At 38.3% G+C, this 17,968-nt stretch carries 15 protein-coding genes; 8 read left to right on the top strand and 7 right to left on the bottom strand.

Translation table 11 applies throughout. The features are described 5' to 3' along the window. The 3 genes from WBN20_RS05210 to WBN20_RS05200 all read left to right on the top strand — a co-directional run. Nucleotides 1-1,895, top strand: a 1,895-nt coding sequence (locus WBN20_RS05210) for a 4Fe-4S dicluster domain-containing protein (RefSeq protein WP_424280960.1), incomplete at its 5' end; no start/stop codon positions are given. A 69-nt stretch (nucleotides 1,896-1,964) separates the two neighbouring features. Beyond that, on the top strand, nucleotides 1,965-2,342 hold the full coding sequence (locus WBN20_RS05205) for a HEPN domain-containing protein (protein WP_424280959.1): 378 nt from the start codon (nucleotides 1,965-1,967) through the stop codon (nucleotides 2,340-2,342). Between the two features lie 129 nt (nucleotides 2,343-2,471). Beyond that, the gene (locus WBN20_RS05200; protein ID WP_424280958.1) at nucleotides 2,472-3,251 is read left to right on the top strand and encodes a hypothetical protein; all 780 of its coding nucleotides are present in this window, start codon (nucleotides 2,472-2,474) and stop codon (nucleotides 3,249-3,251) included. A 67-nt stretch (nucleotides 3,252-3,318) separates the two neighbouring features. Here WBN20_RS05200 and WBN20_RS05195 read toward each other — a convergent pair whose 3' ends face one another. The 5 genes from WBN20_RS05195 to aqpZ all read right to left on the bottom strand — a co-directional run bounded on the left by WBN20_RS05195 (nucleotide 3,319) and on the right by aqpZ (nucleotide 8,108). Beyond that, on the bottom strand, nucleotides 3,319-4,386 hold the full coding sequence (locus WBN20_RS05195; protein WP_424280957.1) for a dipeptidase: 1,068 nt from the start codon (nucleotides 4,384-4,386) through the stop codon (nucleotides 3,319-3,321). 9 nt (nucleotides 4,387-4,395) lie between these two features. Further along, nucleotides 4,396-5,508 carry a D-TA family PLP-dependent enzyme gene (locus WBN20_RS05190; RefSeq protein WP_424280956.1) on the bottom strand — a complete coding sequence of 371 codons (1,113 nt, stop codon included), beginning with the start codon at nucleotides 5,506-5,508 and terminating at the stop codon, nucleotides 4,396-4,398. Nucleotides 5,509-5,519: 11 nt separating this feature from the next. Next, nucleotides 5,520-5,984, bottom strand: a complete 465-nt coding sequence (locus tag WBN20_RS05185) for a RidA family protein (protein WP_424280955.1) — start codon at nucleotides 5,982-5,984, stop codon at nucleotides 5,520-5,522. A 9-nt stretch (nucleotides 5,985-5,993) separates the two neighbouring features. Next, nucleotides 5,994-7,310: a gluconate:H+ symporter gene (locus WBN20_RS05180; protein ID WP_424280954.1), complete on the bottom strand. Its 1,317-nt coding sequence runs from the start codon at nucleotides 7,308-7,310 to the stop codon at nucleotides 5,994-5,996. Between the two features lie 108 nt (nucleotides 7,311-7,418). Continuing rightward, entirely contained in the window at nucleotides 7,419-8,108 is a 690-nt protein-coding gene (aqpZ, locus tag WBN20_RS05175) for an aquaporin Z (protein ID WP_424273054.1), read from the bottom strand. A gap of 142 nt (nucleotides 8,109-8,250) precedes the next feature. Here aqpZ and WBN20_RS05170 point away from each other — a divergent pair, with 142 nt between their 5' ends. The 4 genes from WBN20_RS05170 (at nucleotide 8,251) to WBN20_RS05155 (ending at nucleotide 12,825) form a co-directional block, all read left to right on the top strand. Further along, nucleotides 8,251-9,510 (top strand): aminotransferase class V-fold PLP-dependent enzyme, encoded by a 1,260-nt coding sequence (locus WBN20_RS05170; RefSeq protein WP_424280953.1) that lies wholly within the window; start codon nucleotides 8,251-8,253, stop codon nucleotides 9,508-9,510. A 314-nt stretch (nucleotides 9,511-9,824) separates the two neighbouring features. Beyond that, a complete protein-coding gene (locus tag WBN20_RS05165; RefSeq protein WP_424273052.1) occupies nucleotides 9,825-10,319 on the top strand; it encodes a DoxX subfamily in 495 nt (164 codons plus the stop codon). Further along, a complete protein-coding gene (locus WBN20_RS05160) occupies nucleotides 10,316-11,902 on the top strand; it encodes a Gfo/Idh/MocA family protein (protein WP_424280952.1) in 1,587 nt (528 codons plus the stop codon). Before WBN20_RS05165 ends, WBN20_RS05160 begins: the two co-directional genes overlap by 4 nt. A 200-nt stretch (nucleotides 11,903-12,102) precedes the next feature. Further along, the gene (locus WBN20_RS05155) at nucleotides 12,103-12,825 is read left to right on the top strand and encodes an energy transducer TonB (RefSeq protein WP_424280951.1); all 723 of its coding nucleotides are present in this window, start codon (nucleotides 12,103-12,105) and stop codon (nucleotides 12,823-12,825) included. A gap of 62 nt (nucleotides 12,826-12,887) precedes the next feature. On the opposite strand, the gene WBN20_RS05150 is transcribed toward WBN20_RS05155, so the two are convergent. Next, nucleotides 12,888-13,790: a metallophosphoesterase gene (locus tag WBN20_RS05150; RefSeq protein WP_424280950.1), complete on the bottom strand. Its 903-nt coding sequence runs from the start codon at nucleotides 13,788-13,790 to the stop codon at nucleotides 12,888-12,890. A gap of 115 nt (nucleotides 13,791-13,905) precedes the next feature. Between WBN20_RS05150 and WBN20_RS05145 the strand changes: the two genes are divergently transcribed. Continuing rightward, nucleotides 13,906-16,275 carry a GAF domain-containing protein gene (locus WBN20_RS05145; RefSeq protein WP_424280949.1) on the top strand — a complete coding sequence of 790 codons (2,370 nt, stop codon included), beginning with the start codon at nucleotides 13,906-13,908 and terminating at the stop codon, nucleotides 16,273-16,275. Here the strand turns inward: WBN20_RS05145 and WBN20_RS05140 are convergent. Continuing rightward, nucleotides 16,264-17,478, bottom strand: coding sequence for a Pycsar system effector family protein (locus tag WBN20_RS05140; RefSeq protein ID WP_424280948.1), 1,215 nt, complete (start codon nucleotides 17,476-17,478; stop codon nucleotides 16,264-16,266). The genes WBN20_RS05145 and WBN20_RS05140 overlap by 12 nt on opposite strands. Nucleotides 17,479-17,968: the final 490 nt, after the last annotated feature.

Genomic DNA, 17,968 nt, shown 5'->3' with positions numbered 1-17,968 from the left:
CTAAAGTGGCTCATGATGCAGATCTTGGGAAAAGGACAAATACGGTATTGCAAACTTGTTTCTTTGCAATATCTGGTATCCTGCCAAAGGATGAGGCCATTCAGAAAATAAAGGATGCCATTGTTAAATCATATGCTCACAAAGGTGATGCTGTAGTTCAGATGAACTTTAATGCTGTAGATAAATCACTAGAGAATTTATATCAGGTTGAATACCCAAAAGAAGTAAGTAGTGAGAAAGGTTTACTTTCCGCCATGACTAATGCTCCGGATGGTTTTGTTAAGAATGTGCTTGAAAAAATATTAGGAGGGCATGGAGATGAATTGCCAGTCAGTGCTTTTCCGGTAGATGGAACCTTCCCAACCGGCACTACTCAATATGAGAAGAGCGGGATAGCTAATTTTATTCCTATATGGGACGATGAAGTACTTTGTACACAATGTAATAAGTGTGTGGCCATATGTCCACATGCTGCAATTAGGGCTAAAGTCGTCCCTAACGAGGTTATGGCAAATGCTCCGGGTAGTTTGAAATCAGTTCCTGCCAAGGGAAGGCCATTTACCGCAGATACAGAATCTTATGTATTACAGGTATCTCCTGAGGATTGCACAGGATGTGACCTTTGTGTAGCTGTTTGTCCTGCTGAAAGTAAGGAAATCGAGAATTTTAAAGCCATCAATATGAGGAAGAAACTCGATTTTGATGAGGTGGAAAATGTAAACTGGGATTATTTTATCAATATGCCGGACTATGACAGAACGGCCTTACAAATCACCAATGTCAAAGGTTCTCAGTTTTTAGAGCCGCTGTTTGAATTTTCAGGTGCCTGCTCTGGATGTGGTGAGACTCCTTATATTAAAATGCTAACCCAATTATACGGTGATAGTATTCTCATAGCCAATGCAACAGGTTGTTCCTCAATATATGGAGGGAATCTTCCAACAACTCCTTACAAAACCAACAAGGAGGGAAGAGGTCCTGCTTGGGCAAATTCATTATTTGAAGACAATGCCGAATTTGGTTTTGGAATGAAACTGGCCTTAACCAAGAAGCAGGAAATTGCAGTTAATATGTTAAAGCAGCTTAAAGATGTAGTAGGGGTTGAATTAACAGAAGCCATTCTGAACAATCCGGAAGAAACGGAAGCGGAACGAAGCCAGAAATTTGCTGATATTGATAAACTTGAAGAAGTATTGTCAAAGAAAAAAGATAATCCCGCTGCTGTTAAACTAAGTCAACTTACAGAATATCTCCGTAAAAAAGGAGTCTGGATACTTGGTGGCGATGGTTGGGCTTATGATATAGGATTTGGAGGTGTTGATCATGTCCTGGCTTCAGGTGAAGATGTGAATATTATGGTTCTTGACACCGAGGTGTATTCCAATACAGGCGGTCAGACATCTAAAGCTACTCCTTTAGGGGCAAGTGCTAAGTTTTCAGTATCCGGAAAACGAACAGGTAAAAAAAGTCTGGCTCTTCAGGCCGTTTCTTATGGGAATGTATATGTGGCTCAGGTAGCAATGGGCGCAAAGGATCTTCATACGCTCAAAGCCATTGAAGAGGCTGCAGCGTATCCGGGACCATCGTTAATTGTTGCTTATTCACACTGTGGTGAACACGGATATGACCTAAAAGATGGAGCATTGCAACAGCAAAAAGCCGTTGAGACCGGGTATTGGCCATTATTCAGGTTTGATCCTTCTAAACCTAAAGGGAAGAAGTTCAGATTAGATTCGAAGGCACCCACCGCTCCGCTAAGTGATTTTATGTATAACGAAACCCGTTTTACAAGGGTAGTAAAAGAAAATGCAGAATTGGGTGCAGATCTCTTGAAGCAGGCTCAGGAAGAGGTAGAAACCAAATGGGAACGCCTGGAACTTTTTAGAGATATGTAATTCTGTTATTCAGAAATAGAGATAAATATAAATGTAGTATTTAAGGTCAATTCTAAATTAACACAGTTTATGGAAGACAAAGCAAAAAGGTTTTACGAGACTGCCATTCAAAAACTGAAAGAAGCCAATGATGAATTATGTAGACCTGCGGAAGACGTTGTTGCTTTTATGGTATGCCAGAATTCTCATATTGCCATCGATAATTACCTAAAGGGGTTTTTAATAGAAAATGATATAGAGCCGGACGCAAGTGCATCTGTTGATAAGTTATATGAACAATGTAAAGCTGTGAACAGGAATTTTGAAAAAGTAAATTTATCCGGCTTTGAATGCGAAGCTCATCAATTAGATTCAAGATTCTGCAGTGGTGTAACCAACGTTAGCAGATGTTTTAACATTGCAGATAGACTGGATACGTTTCTTAGGGAGGAAAAAATCATTAGTTGAATACTATTGTAATTTCTTAGGGTAAAAAGAACCTGTGCTTGGGACATTAATACGTTGTATTCGTCCTAAAATACTTCGTATTGCTATAATCTTTTCATTACTTGTATTAAACCATTAATATTCAAGAACATGAAAAAATTATTTATGATTATGACAATAGCCTTGTTCAGCACAATGGCTATAGCACAGGATTCAGAACCGCTTTATCTGTTATTTGAGTTTATGCATGTAGATGAAGGCCAGGGCGATGCATATGCGGAAACAGAGGCATTTTGGGAAAAAGTTCATGTACAAAGGGTTAAGAATGGGGACTGTATAGGTTGGGATCTTTGGCGTCTTCAGCCGAGTGGGCAAAAACAAGGTGCTCAATTTATGACTGTCAGTCTTTACAATGATCCGGTTAAAATGATGTCTGGAGGAGATTTTAATAAGGCGTGGACAGATGCATATCCCAATTTATCGGATTCAGAAAGCAATGCAAAAATGGAGATGACCGCAAAAAGCAGGGATCTTACACATAGGGTATTCCTGGTTGAAATAGATAAGACAAAAGATGATTTTGATATGCCGCTTGGAACTCTGGCAATAATTAACTTTATGAAGGCTAAACCCGGGAAGTCAGGTGCATACGAGAAAATGGAATCAGAAGTCTTTAAAAAATATCACCAAAGTGATGTAGATTCTGGCGGCCGTGCTAATTGGGGATTATTGAGGAATATGCTGGGTTATCCAACGGAGGCATACGCAACCCATATTACAGTGGATATGTTTACCGGGTATGATCAGTTTTTTAATGGGAGCAACAATGGACCAGCAAATGAGGAACAGCAAAAAGCATATCAGGAAATGGACGAGCTTAGAGACCTAAAGTCAGTGACTCATGGAACATTAGTAAGAAAAGTTCGTTGAATTTTTAGTTTAGCTTAATTATTATTTTAGTCAAATCCTCCCAAATTCCCGGGAGGATTTTTTGTGTTTAGCTCCAGGTTTTTCTAAGAAAACGAATGAAGTTTGCATGCATAATATTTTCAATATCCTCTTGCAAATAACCTCTTTTAGTTAGCAAATCCGGAAGTTTCTGTAAATCGGCTATAGTATTTATATCAGCCGGACTTTGCTCCTTTCCAAATCCGCCATCGAGATCGGTTCCTATTCCCACATGTAAAGCGTTCCCGGCAAGTTGACAAATATGGTCTATATGATCTACCATATGCTCCAGAGTCAGACCCATACTTTCAGGGGTAGATTCTCTTTTTACCCAGTTAGGTACCATCATCCAGGCATCCAGGGCAACACCTATAACCGCATCTCTTCGAATAAGCTCGTTGAACTGTTCATCTGAAAATTGCCTAGTATGATCTACCAGTGCCCTGCAGTTATTATGACTGGCCCAAAGAGGCCCCTGGTATGCCTTCATGGTTTCCCAAAAGCTTTCATCACATAAATGGGTGGTGTCCAGAATTATATTGAGCCGTGCTATCTCTTTTAATAACTCTTTTCCTTTCCGGCCTATTCCTCCAATGGAATTTGTGCCATGAGCGTAGGTTCCGGGCCCATAATGCGCAGGTCCAATGGCTCTAAGGCCCTGTTCATAGCTTTTCTCCAGATGATCAATGGTAATAATAGAGTCGGCTCCTTCCAGACTAAGAATGTAGCCAATGGGGTTTTTGCTGTTATCCAAAGAATTCCAAAGGTCTAAATGGCTATTTAATTCTGCCAGATTGGTAATCTGAACCATCTCTCCGATGGCTTCCATAGCTCTGTACCAGGCAAGTTGACCCTGAGTTTGTGCCCATGCCTGGTGGGGGGAGTTCCATCCGGGAAGTTCATTTTCTTTTTTTACGTAACGAGCGATCTGAGTAGCCATACACAAGCCAATATTCCCCCTGCGCATGGCACCGAGAGAAACCGTATTTTTACCCCTATCAGGTTTGTCCGTCATCCCTTCCTCCTTCGCCCGGATATCCCCAACGGACCAGGTTAGATCCCGGTTCCATTCCATTGCGTTCATCGCCAAATCAAGATGTGCGTCAAAAATAAACATATGTGCTTTTTAAATTTGCATTTGATGATCTCTTGCGGCAATTTTCCACGCTCCTGTGATCTTACCGTCCTCAACAGTCAAAACTTTGGAATATTTAGCTACAGTGGGGCAAATATGCATAGGAATGGCATAAAAAATATCGCCAATTTTTAAGGTTTCACTTTTGGCATAATGCAGCACTAAATGCTCTTCACTTTGTCCGGTTTGCTCTGCATCTTCCAGTCCAAAGATTTTTACCCTTGGAAAATTCATCTCCGGAGCTATCGCTTTATGCCCCAGATCCAAACAGATCACCCCCTCTTTTGGTTTACTAATAATCCTGGTGATTAAAACTGCCGCTTGTAAAAATGGCATATCCTTAAAAGAAGTTCCATAGCGCTCATCCCAAAGCAATGTAGTACCGGGACTGGTTTCTACATCATTTCTTGCCGCATGAATGGGGAAAGATGGGGAACCACCCATAACTAAAGTTTTTACTTCCAACCCCAAAGCTTCAATTTTGTTTTTAAGATTTAGCACCAAACTAAAAGCAGCATCACAAACCTTTTTTCGAATTTTTATGTCGGTATCTCTGATATGGCCATCATAGGCATGAAGTCCACGAGCCTCTAAGTTTGGGTCTTCTGCAATTTGCTTGAACAACTCAACCGCATGGTCATTTGGTTCTATCCCCGTTCTGTTCATGCCAGTGTTAAGGTCCAGGTATAATGGAACGCAAATCTCTCTGGAAGCAGCTATTTCTGAAACAAGGCCAACGGTAATTTCATTATCCACAATAGTAGAAAATACTGAATTGGGATATGTCGCAATCAGTTGAAAAAGCCTGTTTAAATTGGCGCCAACAGGTTGCAGTGCCAATAAAATGTCTTTGGCACCGCATTGTGCTAAAAGTTCGGCTTCTGCAATGGTGGCACATTTAAATTTTTGTATACCATGTTGCATTTGCATCTTTATAATCTCGGCCGTCTTATGGGTTTTTATATGCGGACGTAATCTGCTTACATCTCCTATCATTGAAATCATCAATGCAATGTTTTTTTCAATTCTATCTGGATAGACCAACAAAGAAGGAGAAACAATTTCTTCTGGATTATCAAGTTCGTACCAATTTTTACCTGCCATTTTGAATCTGTTTAATGCAGTTGAAACATAGCCTCAATTTCAACCGGGATATTTCCCGGTAACATCATACCTACAGCACTTCGCACACCAACACCATTATCTGCACCAAAAATATCCGCCATTAATTCGCTAAAACCATTGATAACTAAAGGGTGTTGTCCAAAATCCGGAGTAGAATTCACCATACCTAGTACTTTAACGACCCTTTTAATCCGGTCCAAATCTCCAAAATGTGTTTGTATAGTAGACAGCATAGTTAAACCAACCTGTTCTGCTGCCAATTTGGCCTGCCCCAGGTTAAGATCTTCACCAACCCTACCTGTCATCAATGTTCCATCTGATTGCATAGGACCCTGTCCGGATACATAAAGAAAATTATCTACTACTAAGATAGGCTTATACAATCCGGCAGGAGGGGGAGCAGGAGGTAATATCAACCCTAAATTTGCTATTCGTTGCGAAGGTAATTTGTTCATATGTTTGTTTTAAATTAATGTGTTTAAGATCAATACTCCAATAAGCCCCATAACCCCAACAGTGGTTTCCAAAACTGTCCATGTTCTGAGGGTATCTCTAACAGACAAGTTAAAATACTCTTTAAATAACCAGAAACCTCCATCGTTGACATGAGAAAGCATTAAACTTCCTGATCCAATAGCCAGTACCATTAATTCAGCATTCACACCTGTTTTGGAAACTAGTGGTAATATTATTCCCGCAGCAGTTAATCCTGCCACTGTAGCAGATCCCACACAGACCCTGATCACTGTTGCTATGAACCAGGCCAATACTAACGGAGAAATAGTAGATCCGCTTAGCATATTGGCTATGTAATCACTTACGCCACTATCTACCAGGACCTGTTTTAGAGCACCAGCGCCTGCTATAATTAAAAGTACCATTGTAATTCCTGAAATTGAACTACTCACAGACCCCATTATTTCAGGCATTTTTTTACCTCGTGCAAGTCCCAGGGTATAGATTGCAACCAGTACAGCTATAAGCATGGCTATTACTGGATTGCCAAGAAAATCTATAATGGGCTTAAGATAGAAATCTTCAGGAAGAAACAGATCTGCCAAGGTGGCAATTCCAATAAGGAGGATTGGTAATAAAGCGGTAAAAATGCTTATTCGCATTCCCGGCATTTCATGATCTTCCAGTATTCTGGGATTTACAAATTCCTTAAGTGGGGTTGCCTTTATATTTTTTATGGTCCTGGAAAATAAGGGGCCGGCTACAATTATTGCCGGGATTGCCACTATGATCCCATATAGCAGGGTTTTCCCCAGATCGGCATCAAACATTACGGCTATGGCAGTGGGAGCAGGATGAGGTGGAAGATACCCATGTGTAACGGATAGTGAGGCCAGCATAGGTAAACCTACATATAAAAGGGGAAGCCCGGTTGAGGCCGCCACAGTAAAAACCAGGGGTATTAAAATAACAAAACCTACAGAATAGAACATGGGGATACCTACTATGAAACCGGTTAGTACAAGAGCCCATTGTATATTTTTTATGCCAAATTTACTGACTAGTTTTGAAGTTATACGTTGTGCTGCTCCGCTATCGGCAACCAATTTGCCCAACATGGCACCAAAGCCTAAAATCATAACTAAAAACCCCAAAGTATTCCCTATTCCGTTCTGGATAGATTGTACCACATCTTCAAGCTGCATTCCCTCTGCAATACCCACAAATAATGAAACAAGTATAAAAGTTATAAATGCATTAAGTTTAAATTTGGCAATCAGGATAAAGAGAAGTATTATCCCTATAATTACTATAAGCAGCGGCATATGGGTCGTTGGTTATGATCTTTGAAATACTAAATATACTATTTCATAAAAGAAATAACAGAGTTTAGTAATAACAAAAATAAAGGGCCAATTTGGCCCCTATTTGTTTTAACTTTTACTTTCGGGAGAAATATATTTATAAACAAGGCCCGCTAATAAGGCGCCTACTATAGGCGCTACCCAAAAAAGCCATAACTGGCCAATTGCCCAGTCGCCTGCGAATAAGGCCTGACTAGTACTTCTGGCAGGATTTACCGAAGTATTCGTGACAGGAATACTGATAAGGTGAATTAGAGTAAGTCCAAGTCCTATGGCTATACCTGCCATTCCTTTTGGAGCTTTTGAATGGGTAGCTCCAAGAATAATGATCAGGAACATAAAAGTCATTACAACCTCTGTAATAAGAGCGGCTAACATACTGTAACCACCCGGGGAATGTTCCCCATAACCATTACTTGCAAAGCCGCCAATTTCAAAACCAGGTTTTCCAGTAGCAATTAGGTATAATATTCCTGCTCCTGCAATACCTCCCAATACCTGCGCAATAATATATGGAACCAATTCCTTACTTTCAAAACGCCCTCCTATCCATAGTCCAATAGAAACAGCGGGATTCAGGTGACAACCTGAAATATGCCCTATGGCGTAGACCATAGTTAACACAGTAAGACCAAATGCAAGGGATACTCCTAAGAAACCAATTCCAAGTTCGGGATACGCTGCGGCCAGAACGGCACTTCCGCATCCACCAAGCACCAGCCATAGGGTGCCGATAAATTCTGCTAGTAGTTTTTTCATTTTTTTGCTTTGTTGGTTAATTAATAATTTTTCTCAAGATAAACATTTTTAATATAGATTAGAATATGATGCGAATTACTAAAAATATATCAATTAATAAATATTGAATTGCTTTTATTACCTTGTATGAAATAAAGCAGGGATGGATAAAAGGGCCTTTTTAAAAAGTATGGGGAAGATGGCGGCAATTACGCCTTTTCTTCCTTATAACCTGAATGCAAGTGAAATAGACCTTCAGCGGAATTATGGTAATGGCGATGAGGAATTCTGGAAGGGTATCAGAAAGGATTATCTGTTAAAACCTGAGTATATAAACCTGGAAAACGGATATTACAATATAGCCCCTCAACCAACCATGAACAGGTTTCTGGAGCATGTTAAAAACATTAATTATGAGGGCTCCTACTATATGAGAACTGTTCAGTGGGAAAATAAAAAAAAGGTCACTACACGTTTAGCGGCTTTGGTTGGCTGCTCGTCTGATCAATTGATCATTACTCGCAACACTACGGAATCTTTAGACATGATAATTGGGGGTTATCCATGGAATGAGAATGATGAGGCAATTTTTGCAGAACAGGATTACGGCTCCATGCAGGATCATTTTGCATTGATTGCTAAGCGGTACGGGGTTGTCAATAAAGTAGTCTCCGTGCCTAACCACCCGGTTTCAGATAATGAATTAGTTACATTGTACGAGGCACAAATTACCCCTAAAACCAAATTGATTATGGTGTGCCATATGATCAATATTACAGGGCAAATATTACCTATTCGAAAGATCTGCGATATGGCGCATAAACATGGTGTTGAGGTCATGGTTGATGGAGCACATTGTATTGGCCATATTCAGGTTAATATAGATGATCTGAACTGCGATTATTACGCTTCAAGCCTTCACAAATGGTTAAGTGCTCCCTTAGGAGTTGGACTACTTTATGTTGCCAGAGATAAGATATCAAAAATTTGGCCCCTTTTAGCAGAACATGACCGGGATCCAAATGACATTACAAGGTTAAATCATACAGGCACCCACCCGGTTCATACCGATCTTGCAATAGATGATGCCATAGATTATCTGGAAATGATTGGAATGGAGAGAAAAGAGAAAAGATTAAGATTCTTACAGAGATATTGGAGTGAAAAATTAAGGAATGTAAAAAATATTAATGTAAATACACCGGTTGAGGATTATCGAAGTTGTGGGATTGCCAATGTGGGAATTAAAAAAATAGCCCCTGCAGAATTGGCAAATACTCTTTTTAATGAATTTTATATATTTACGGTAGCTATAGATAATTCCAGCGTTCACGGATGTAGAATTACTCCTAATGTATACACGACTACAGAAGAACTGGATACTTTTGTAGAAGCTATGAATACATTGGCTTCAAGAGCGTGATGTTTTTAACAGCTATTCAGTCCATTTATTATAGATGGTTTCGCCAAATAAAAAACCTGATATATGTCATAGGAAGATAAGGGTTGAGGGTCTAGTTTTGGGCTGTTTTATTCTGTTTATCACGCTCAAATTTATATTGCTATTTATAAGGTTTTATTAATACTCAAGGGAGTAATTTCCTAAATCTTTTACTAGTAAAATAGATAATGGTGTTATAGATATTGTTATTTTTTAGTACCAAGACTTGCGATATAAAAATCTAAAATATAAGCCCTCTAAGAGAAAACACTAATTAACAACTTTAACTAAACAATATGACTGAAACTAAAGGAAAATGGCAATTAAAACACAGTATTGTGTTATTGCGCGTACTTATTGGCTGGCACTTTTTGTATGAAGGTGTTGTAAAGCTTTACAACCCGGATTGGACCTCTTTTGGCTACCTGGCTACAGCACAAGGTCCTCTGGAGCCCCTATTTTTGGCAATCGCAAAAGAACCATTAATTGGATGGGCTGACACCCTTAATTGGATGGCTTTAATGTTTGTAGGGATTACTCTTTTGTTAGGGATCTTTGAGAAAAAAGGAGCTTTGGTAGGGGCTTTATTACTTGCCATGTACTATTGGGCACATCCTCCTTTCCCCTGGCTAACACAATTAAATGTTGAGGGGAGTTATTGGTTTGTCAATAAAAATTTGATAGAACTTGCAGCCTGTATGGTTCTTTATCAATATCCTACCGGACAATATTTTGGTATAAAATTCTTATTTAATAAAAACAAAGAACAAACTAAAACTGAAACCTTATGAAATGGACTAGAAGAGATGTAATTAAAGGCTTAGGCGGAATCCCAATACTTGGTGCTGTTTGGTGGGCTGGTGCCGCAAATACGGTTTCCAAAAACAGACAGCGCTCAGCTATACTCGAACAATTAAATATACAGCCTTCGTTACCTTCTGCGGTAAAAGAAATTAGCGGTGATCCCGTAAGAGTCGGAATTATTGGTTTTGGTATTCGGGGTGAACAATTATGCAGAGCATTAGGATTTGCAACAAAAGAATGGTTAGAAGAAATGAGATTGGCTGCAGAAGAGGATCCTAATCATTCCCGACTGAAAGATTTTCTGAATCAGGATGAACTGAATGTAAAACTTACTGCTGTTTGCGATGTGTATGATGTTAGGGCAGACAGAGTAATTAATTCTTTTTCCAATGAGGATACCAAGGTGATTAGATTTAGGACACATCAGGAAATGATCCGTAGCGGTAAAGTAGATGCCGTAATTATTGCCACCCCTGATCATTGGCATGCACCTATGGCTATAGATGCTCTTGAAAATGGGGTACATGCTTATGTGGAAAAACCGATGACACATACAGTAGAAGAGACTTACAGGTTAAAGGAAGTCGCTGAAAAGTCAAAGGCGGTGTTAATGGTTGGTCATCAACACAGGCAAACCTTGAGTTTTCAAACAGCCCAGGATATCGTGTCTAAAGGAGTGCTTGGTCATGTTTCACTCGTCCAGACCAATACTAACAGGAATGATGACAACGGCGCCTGGAACTACTATATAGAGGACGAAGCAAATCCACAAACCATAGATTGGGATCTCTTTTTAGGCTCGGCACCAAAAATACCCTTTAATAAGAATCATTTTTTCAGATGGAGAAAATGGTGGGCATATGGATCCGGTCTTTCCGGAGATTTGTTGACCCATGATTATGATCGTCTTAACTGCGTACTGCAAATGGGTATCCCTACATCCGTAATGGCTTCAGGTGGAATATACACTCACAATGACGGACGTAATGTGCCTGACGTCCTCCAGGTAAATATGGAGTTTCCAGATTTTAGTACAGGGAGTAGTCAGAAAAAAGGGAAGGAAAAAGGGATGACATTTGTCTATAGTGCAACTCTTGGTAATGGCTTCAGCAGGCCAACTATTCTTATGGGACATGACGGCACCATGGAATTGGGTAATCGACTTACGATATGGCCGGATAGCAGGTCTACAAAGTATGCTGATCAGATTGAATCTGAGAAAATGAAACCATCGGTTCCGGTTTACAGCTATAATCCAGGGGCCAGTGTGCCCGATGCGGTTTCCTCGGCAACATCTCAGTACTTCGCGGATAAAGGCCTTATGTGGACATACATTAACGGTGCAAGGGTTGATTCAACATTTCTTCATTTAAGGGAATGGCTCAGCAGTACCCGTAACGGAGGTGAAGTGAGCTGCGGAATAAATGAGGGATTTGATGAAGCAATATCAGCTCATATGGCAGGACTTTCAGTTAAACTCGGAAGACGAATCAAATGGGACGCTGCAGCACAGCGTATTATTCCCATTGAAGGAATCGATTTTGACGAGGTACTTTTATCTGGGATGTAGTAGCGAAAAACAATAGCAAAAGATTTATATCTAAGAAGATATATTGCAAGTAATCAGGACTCTTTTTAGTCCTGATTACTTTTTTTTGCACCATTTTTTAAATAATCCAAAATTATGACATAACGAGTTAAACCTGATAAATATCATATTATCTGCATTTTACATGACGTAATTTTGAGTATATCATAATAAAAATAGTCATGCAAGTCAAAAAAAACCCAAAAGTCGATTTAAATAGAAATAGCGGACTGTATTTTGTAATAGGACTCACAGTCGTTCTATTTTTGACCTGGCGTGCTTTGGAATACAAAACGTATCCTAAAGACACCACAACTATGGATATTGCTCAGGCCGTAGATGACCTTAAAGAAGATGTTCCGGTAACCGAGATTATAAAAACAACACCTCCGCCTCCGCCACCAGCTGCTCCTGAAGTAATTGAAGTAGTAGAAGATACAGAGGAAATAGAAGAAACTATTATTGAGAGTACAGAAACCAGTCAGGAATCAGTGATTGAGGAGGTAATGGACGTTGGTGATGTTGAAGTTGGCGAAGAAGAAGAAGATATCATAGTCCCCTTTGCAGTCATAGAAAATGTTCCGATTTATCCCGGTTGTGAAAATGCACAAGGCAATGATGAACGAAAAGCTTGTTTTCAAAAAATGATACAAGCACACATTGTTAAAGAATTTGCCTATCCAGAGAGCGCCCTTGAACTGGGAATTAAGGGAAAAGTATTTGTACAATTTATGATTAATTCTAAAGGAGTAGTAGAGGGAATAAGGACAAGGGGCCCGGATAAACTATTGGAGAAAGAAGCACATCGAATTATTGCTTCACTCCCAAATATGACTCCGGGGATGCAACGCGGAAAATCTGTAAAAGTTCCATATAGTATACCTATTAACTTTCTAATTCAATAGAAATAGAGCACATGACTATTTCCCGAGGATTGATTCAACTAGTACCCCGGTATTGGAAAGGATCAATCCTCATTTTGTTTGTAATCTACTAACTTTTGTGGTCCTTCGAGTAATACCCTTACAATTTGAAGTGTCCCATCCTCCTTGGTCGCTATCTGCCACTTTATAAGTGAAATTAATCCGTCTTCTATTTCAATCCCGGTTATACTTCTCGGATGTACACAGCTTCCATCATTAAATAAGGGGATATCACCGGGTTCAGGGAATCTTGGCCTATGGGTATGTCCCATCACGGTTATTTTTAAGTTATTTCGCAGAATCCATTTCTTTATTCTTCTCTCCACCTTTATTAATTCACGGTTGTTTTTGGCAGGACTTGTGGGATCTGCTATTCCCCAAACCTGCAAGGGTTTCCAAAGTATGCGCACTAAAAAGCGATTGAACCGCCAGCCGTGATAATTCATAAAATCTGCCTGGTGTCCGTGTGTTAAAAATAACTCCTGACCACTTTCTCTGTGTTTTAAAATTAAAGCTTCATGAAACTGTAATTGGTCTAATAAGGCAGCTTCCTTTTCATCTTTAGGTTCAAAGTAGGTATAAAGATTTCTTTTTACATATTCCGGATTTCGATATACCATATCGTGATTACCATAAATCATATGCAACCTGTTTTCTTCGTGAAAACGTTTCATTAGCATATAAATATTCTTATGGGCTTCAAAAATAGGTTCAAAAGTTAAATTCTCCCAAAGCTCATCGCCATCTCCGAGTTCACAGTATTGGAACCCATTATTAAAATAATGCTTTAAAGCGTGATAATAGATATTTCTGTTATTGGCAAACTCATCTGCAAAACTATTGTCTCCCCTGTGACAATCACTAAAAAGAATAAACTTGGAGGAGTCGTCAAAGGCTATGATTTTGGCCCTTTTGTAAGCGTTATTAAGTCTGTTATCTGAAGACATTATTATAATTTGTATAAATATCCAAAAAATGCACCGAACAACGCTAAAGTTGCTTTAACAAAAAGAAATCGAATAGTTTTGTAATTTTACGGTCAATCTGTAGACATATATAATTATGGGATCTATAAATGAAGATATGCCGCTGGAAATGTTAATTAGCTTCGATAAGCTATTACAACAATATGATACTATGGCCAGAAGTGATGATCCTTTGTTATCATCCAGGGCTAAATATGTTTTGGAAACGCAGGCACCATTTCCTGAATTAAGGGATGGTTTTTCAGATATTTCACTTCTTGAAAAACACAAAGATGTTATTCGGGTTATTTTGCAGGACTCGTTTGCCGAGGTATTAAGCGAGAATGAAATTAAGGCTGCTTCTCTGCCTTATTTTGATATTGTATTTAATAAGTCCAAAAGATTTCAGAAAATTTTGGAAAATGCAGGTAAGGACTTCAAGCCTTTTATACGAAATCAGGATGAAGGGATAAACTATATTATGGCCAGTACAGTAATCCTTAAATTCCATTATGGATTTAACCTTGATTTTAGTAGACCGTATTTCTATGATATACCAGATGCTAATGGAGTTATGCATCATTATCGCATTTTATACAATGCTGATTTTATGGATATATTACCAACAGATTTGGCAAAAGATTTAACCCAGGCAGATGTTGATAAACTATTAGAACATCCGGAAGATCTTGATCTCTGGAAGGAAATGATTCCTCCAAATAGTTTTATCTCAAAAGGCTTTGTAATCTCCAATATGTTTAATGTTACGGCAGAGCATACCATATCTGAAATTAAAACAAATCTTATCTCAGTTGATAAAAGAGGAAGCGAAACCTTTATAACAGATCTGCAGGAGACCTTCAGGTCCTTCTTCAAGATTAAAGAATTAAAAATTGGTTTTGTCACTTATAACTCAAAAGATGATCAGTTAGAACGTGTATATGGCAATGGAATAGAAAGCTTTCTCCTTAAAGAGAAAGATAACGAGTTGTGCAATAATGCCCTGTGCATCGGTTCCTATGATAAAATAGTGAATGAGAAAGGCTATTTTGCCGTACCTGACGTTGATAAATATTTTAAATTATCAGAAGGGATTGCGCCCTACAAAGGATTGCATGAACAGGGAATAAAAAGCGCCATTTTTGCTCCTATCGTCAATGAAGGAGAACTTTTAGGAGTTTTGGAACTGGTGTCCACTAGAAAAAATCAGTTAAATGGCGTTAATGCAACAAAGCTGGACGATGTAATGCCCTATATTGTTGCGGCTGTAGTGCGCTCTAAAATTGAAGAGGAAAATTTAATTGATGCCATTATTCAAAATGAATGTACTTCGGTGCATTCATCTGTTCACTGGCGATTTGAAGAGGAAGCCAAACAATTTATTATCGACGGCCTTGAAGGCAGGCAACCTTCATTTAAAGAAATAGTTTTTAAGGATGTATATCCTTTATACGGTCAAATAGATATTAAAGGCTCTTCCCAGGCCAGGAATATTGGTATTCAACGTGATCTGATGATTCAATTATCGAATATCAAAGAAGTATTGAATGCTGCATTGAAATTTGAAAAATTACCGGTATATGAGGAACTTATATACAGAATAAACAATTTTATTGAAGACATAAAAGAGACCTTATTTTCGAATAGTGAACAGACAATTTTTGACTTCGTCTATGCAGATGTAATACCAATCTTCAATCATCTTAAAAAACAAAGCAAAGAATTGGCTAATATGGTTGAAGAATATGAAAAAACCATTAATCCGGAAACACATTCTTATTACGATCACAGAAAACAATATGATGATAGTGTGATGCTGATTAATAAAAAACTGGCCTCTGTAATTGACAAGCATCAGGAAGCGGCACAGGAAATGTTTCCCCACTTTTACGAACGCTATAAGACCGATGGCATAGAACACAATATGTATATAGGTAGTTCTATTGCGAATGACAGGGATTTTGATCCTTTATACTTAAAGAATCTCAGGCTGTGGCAGCTACAGGTCATGTGCGAGATGGAAAACAAGTACTACAACCTTAAACCGGAATTGGATGTGCAGCTCGACGTTGCTTCTCTTATACTTGTTTATAGCACCTCCTTGTCTATTCGCTTCAGAATGGATGAGAAGCAATTTGATGTGGATGGCACTTACAATGCGCGCTATGAAATAATAAAAAAGCGCATTGATAAATCCTTTATCAAGGGAACCAATGAAAGGCTAACCCAAAAAGGGAAGTTATCTATAGTTTATTCGCAGAAAAAGGATGAACTGGAATACCTTAGGTATATCTCTTTCTTGAAATCCAAGGGATATTTCACTAATAATATTGAAATAGTGGAACTGGAAGGTCTGCAGGGCGTATCTGGCCTTAAGGCAATTAGGGCAGAGATTCTGTATAGGAAAAATACGGAAGATAAAAAAACCTTTACTTATGAGGACCTCATGGAAGAATTAAAAGCTTAAAATTGACGCAACCTCATTAAGAGGGTTTTTTCCAAAATATTTGAAAGCAAAAGCAAAGGCAATTACAGATGCTATAATACCTACCGCAAAAATAGTATAGGTAATGCGTAAGATTTTATATTTTCTGTGGAGCACTAATCCAAGAAAATAGAGATCCTTAGTAAGTGAACTATAGATATAATCTTTGTCCTTGGCCAATTCTTGAATAGCCCATTCATAATCTTCCAATTTCATATGATGAAAATTTCCAAAGAAAAGGAGATTCACCTTTTTATTAGTTACATCTTCCTTACTAAATTTACCACTGGTGATATTAGGACGTGTTGCAATAACTGCCATCACCATTGAAGTAACCGTGAAAATCAGAAAAATTAGTGTTGGGTAGATGAGGTAGGTATTTGAAGGATTATCCAATTTAGGTATTAAGTTAGATAAGACCACAGAAATGATAATTGCGTTAACGGACAGTAAAATATTTGCCTTGGTATCTGCAATATCACTTAAGGTGATGTGGTTTTTTATGGTTACACGAAACAAAGTTTGTATGCCCCTATCAGGGCTTTCGTTCTTATACTGCGCCTTTAATTTTTCTTTTTTCGCGAATTCTTTTTCCTTTTTTACTGCCTTTACAAGATTCATCAGATTCTTGTCTTTTCTTTCCTGCCAGTTGGCTTTTGCATAGTCAGTATAATATCGATGTTCTGTTCTGAACATTTTGATATTCTGCTCCATCCATTCTTTAACTGAATAATCCTTAATGCCCAGTAATGAAAGCTCTTCCCTGAGCAATTCACAAGTGTCCAAATAGCTTTTCTGAGCAAAATGTGAGGCATCAGCATCACGGATAATTTTTTCGCTCAAACTTTTGGGTTCATTTTGCATTTTTGTGGCCATAATACAAGCCTGAACATTTTTAATTTTGGCCTCGTCATAGCCTTCCTTGGTTAGAAATTCTTTAGCTATTTCGCAACTACTTCTTTCATGCTCATCTGTCCCCCTGGTATATCCTGTATCATGTAACCAGGCCGATAATAAAATGATTTCCTTTTCATTATCATCAAGTGAATTAGCTTCCGTGAGTTCCAGGGCACTCTTTACTACCCGTTGTGTGTGTCTTAGGTTATGGTAAAGATATTTTGGATCTAGTTCTGTCGATAATAAATCAACAGCAAATGCTTCAGTTTTCGCAAGAATTTCAGACATGCATCAAATTTATAAAACAAAATTACAAATTATACGGTTTCTTCTAAAGTTAACTAACTACAACTAATTTTAATTCAATTAGTATCAAAATCAATTAGGATAACAGTGCTTGGACAATTCATTAAATCTCTGCCAAATGGACGACCTTTTGGTTAGTTCATTGAAATTCTATAAGATTTCCTATCTTTAAAGTTCTGGTCTTAATATAACAATATTTAAAGTTAGAAAGCACAGAATATTTAGCCTTTTACTTTAATTTTTCGCTTATTTTTTTGTTTACAGTAGTTCATTCAAGATAAAATACCTTCCTATAAAAATGAATCGATTATATAAGTCATTTAGTCTAGTAGTCAGCTTTATGGTTTTGTATTCCTGTGCTACCCATAAGTTACAGTACAATGAAGAGGCTTTGATTCCACTACAATCTAAAAGTGAAGTGCAACACTCTTTCTATTTAATAGGAGACGCGGGGTATTCTCCCTTGGGATCA

The organism is Eudoraea sp., from assembly GCF_049665975.1.
Taxonomy (GTDB): Bacteria; Bacteroidota; Bacteroidia; order Flavobacteriales; family Flavobacteriaceae; genus Eudoraea.
This window is presented reverse-complemented; position numbering and strand designations above follow the sequence as displayed.

Bases quoted from the DNA above. Each gene is read 5' to 3' on its own strand.
- WBN20_RS05205 (WP_424280959.1), top strand. From the start codon at position 1,965: ATGGAAGACAAAGCAAAAAGGTTTTACGAGACTGCCATTCAAAAACTG.
- WBN20_RS05200 (WP_424280958.1), top strand. From the start codon at position 2,472: ATGAAAAAATTATTTATGATTATGACAATAGCCTTGTTCAGCACAATG.
- WBN20_RS05195 (WP_424280957.1), bottom strand. From the start codon at position 4,386: ATGTTTATTTTTGACGCACATCTTGATTTGGCGATGAACGCAATGGAA.
- WBN20_RS05190 (WP_424280956.1), bottom strand. From the start codon at position 5,508: ATGGCAGGTAAAAATTGGTACGAACTTGATAATCCAGAAGAAATTGTT.
- WBN20_RS05185 (WP_424280955.1), bottom strand. From the start codon at position 5,984: ATGAACAAATTACCTTCGCAACGAATAGCAAATTTAGGGTTGATATTA.
- WBN20_RS05180 (WP_424280954.1), bottom strand. From the start codon at position 7,310: ATGCCGCTGCTTATAGTAATTATAGGGATAATACTTCTCTTTATCCTG.
- aqpZ (WP_424273054.1), bottom strand. From the start codon at position 8,108: ATGAAAAAACTACTAGCAGAATTTATCGGCACCCTATGGCTGGTGCTT.
- WBN20_RS05170 (WP_424280953.1), top strand. From the start codon at position 8,251: ATGGATAAAAGGGCCTTTTTAAAAAGTATGGGGAAGATGGCGGCAATT.
- WBN20_RS05165 (WP_424273052.1), top strand. From the start codon at position 9,825: ATGACTGAAACTAAAGGAAAATGGCAATTAAAACACAGTATTGTGTTA.
- WBN20_RS05160 (WP_424280952.1), top strand. From the start codon at position 10,316: ATGAAATGGACTAGAAGAGATGTAATTAAAGGCTTAGGCGGAATCCCA.
- WBN20_RS05155 (WP_424280951.1), top strand. From the start codon at position 12,103: ATGCAAGTCAAAAAAAACCCAAAAGTCGATTTAAATAGAAATAGCGGA.
- WBN20_RS05150 (WP_424280950.1), bottom strand. From the start codon at position 13,790: ATGTCTTCAGATAACAGACTTAATAACGCTTACAAAAGGGCCAAAATC.
- WBN20_RS05145 (WP_424280949.1), top strand. From the start codon at position 13,906: ATGGGATCTATAAATGAAGATATGCCGCTGGAAATGTTAATTAGCTTC.
- WBN20_RS05140 (WP_424280948.1), bottom strand. From the start codon at position 17,478: ATGTCTGAAATTCTTGCGAAAACTGAAGCATTTGCTGTTGATTTATTA.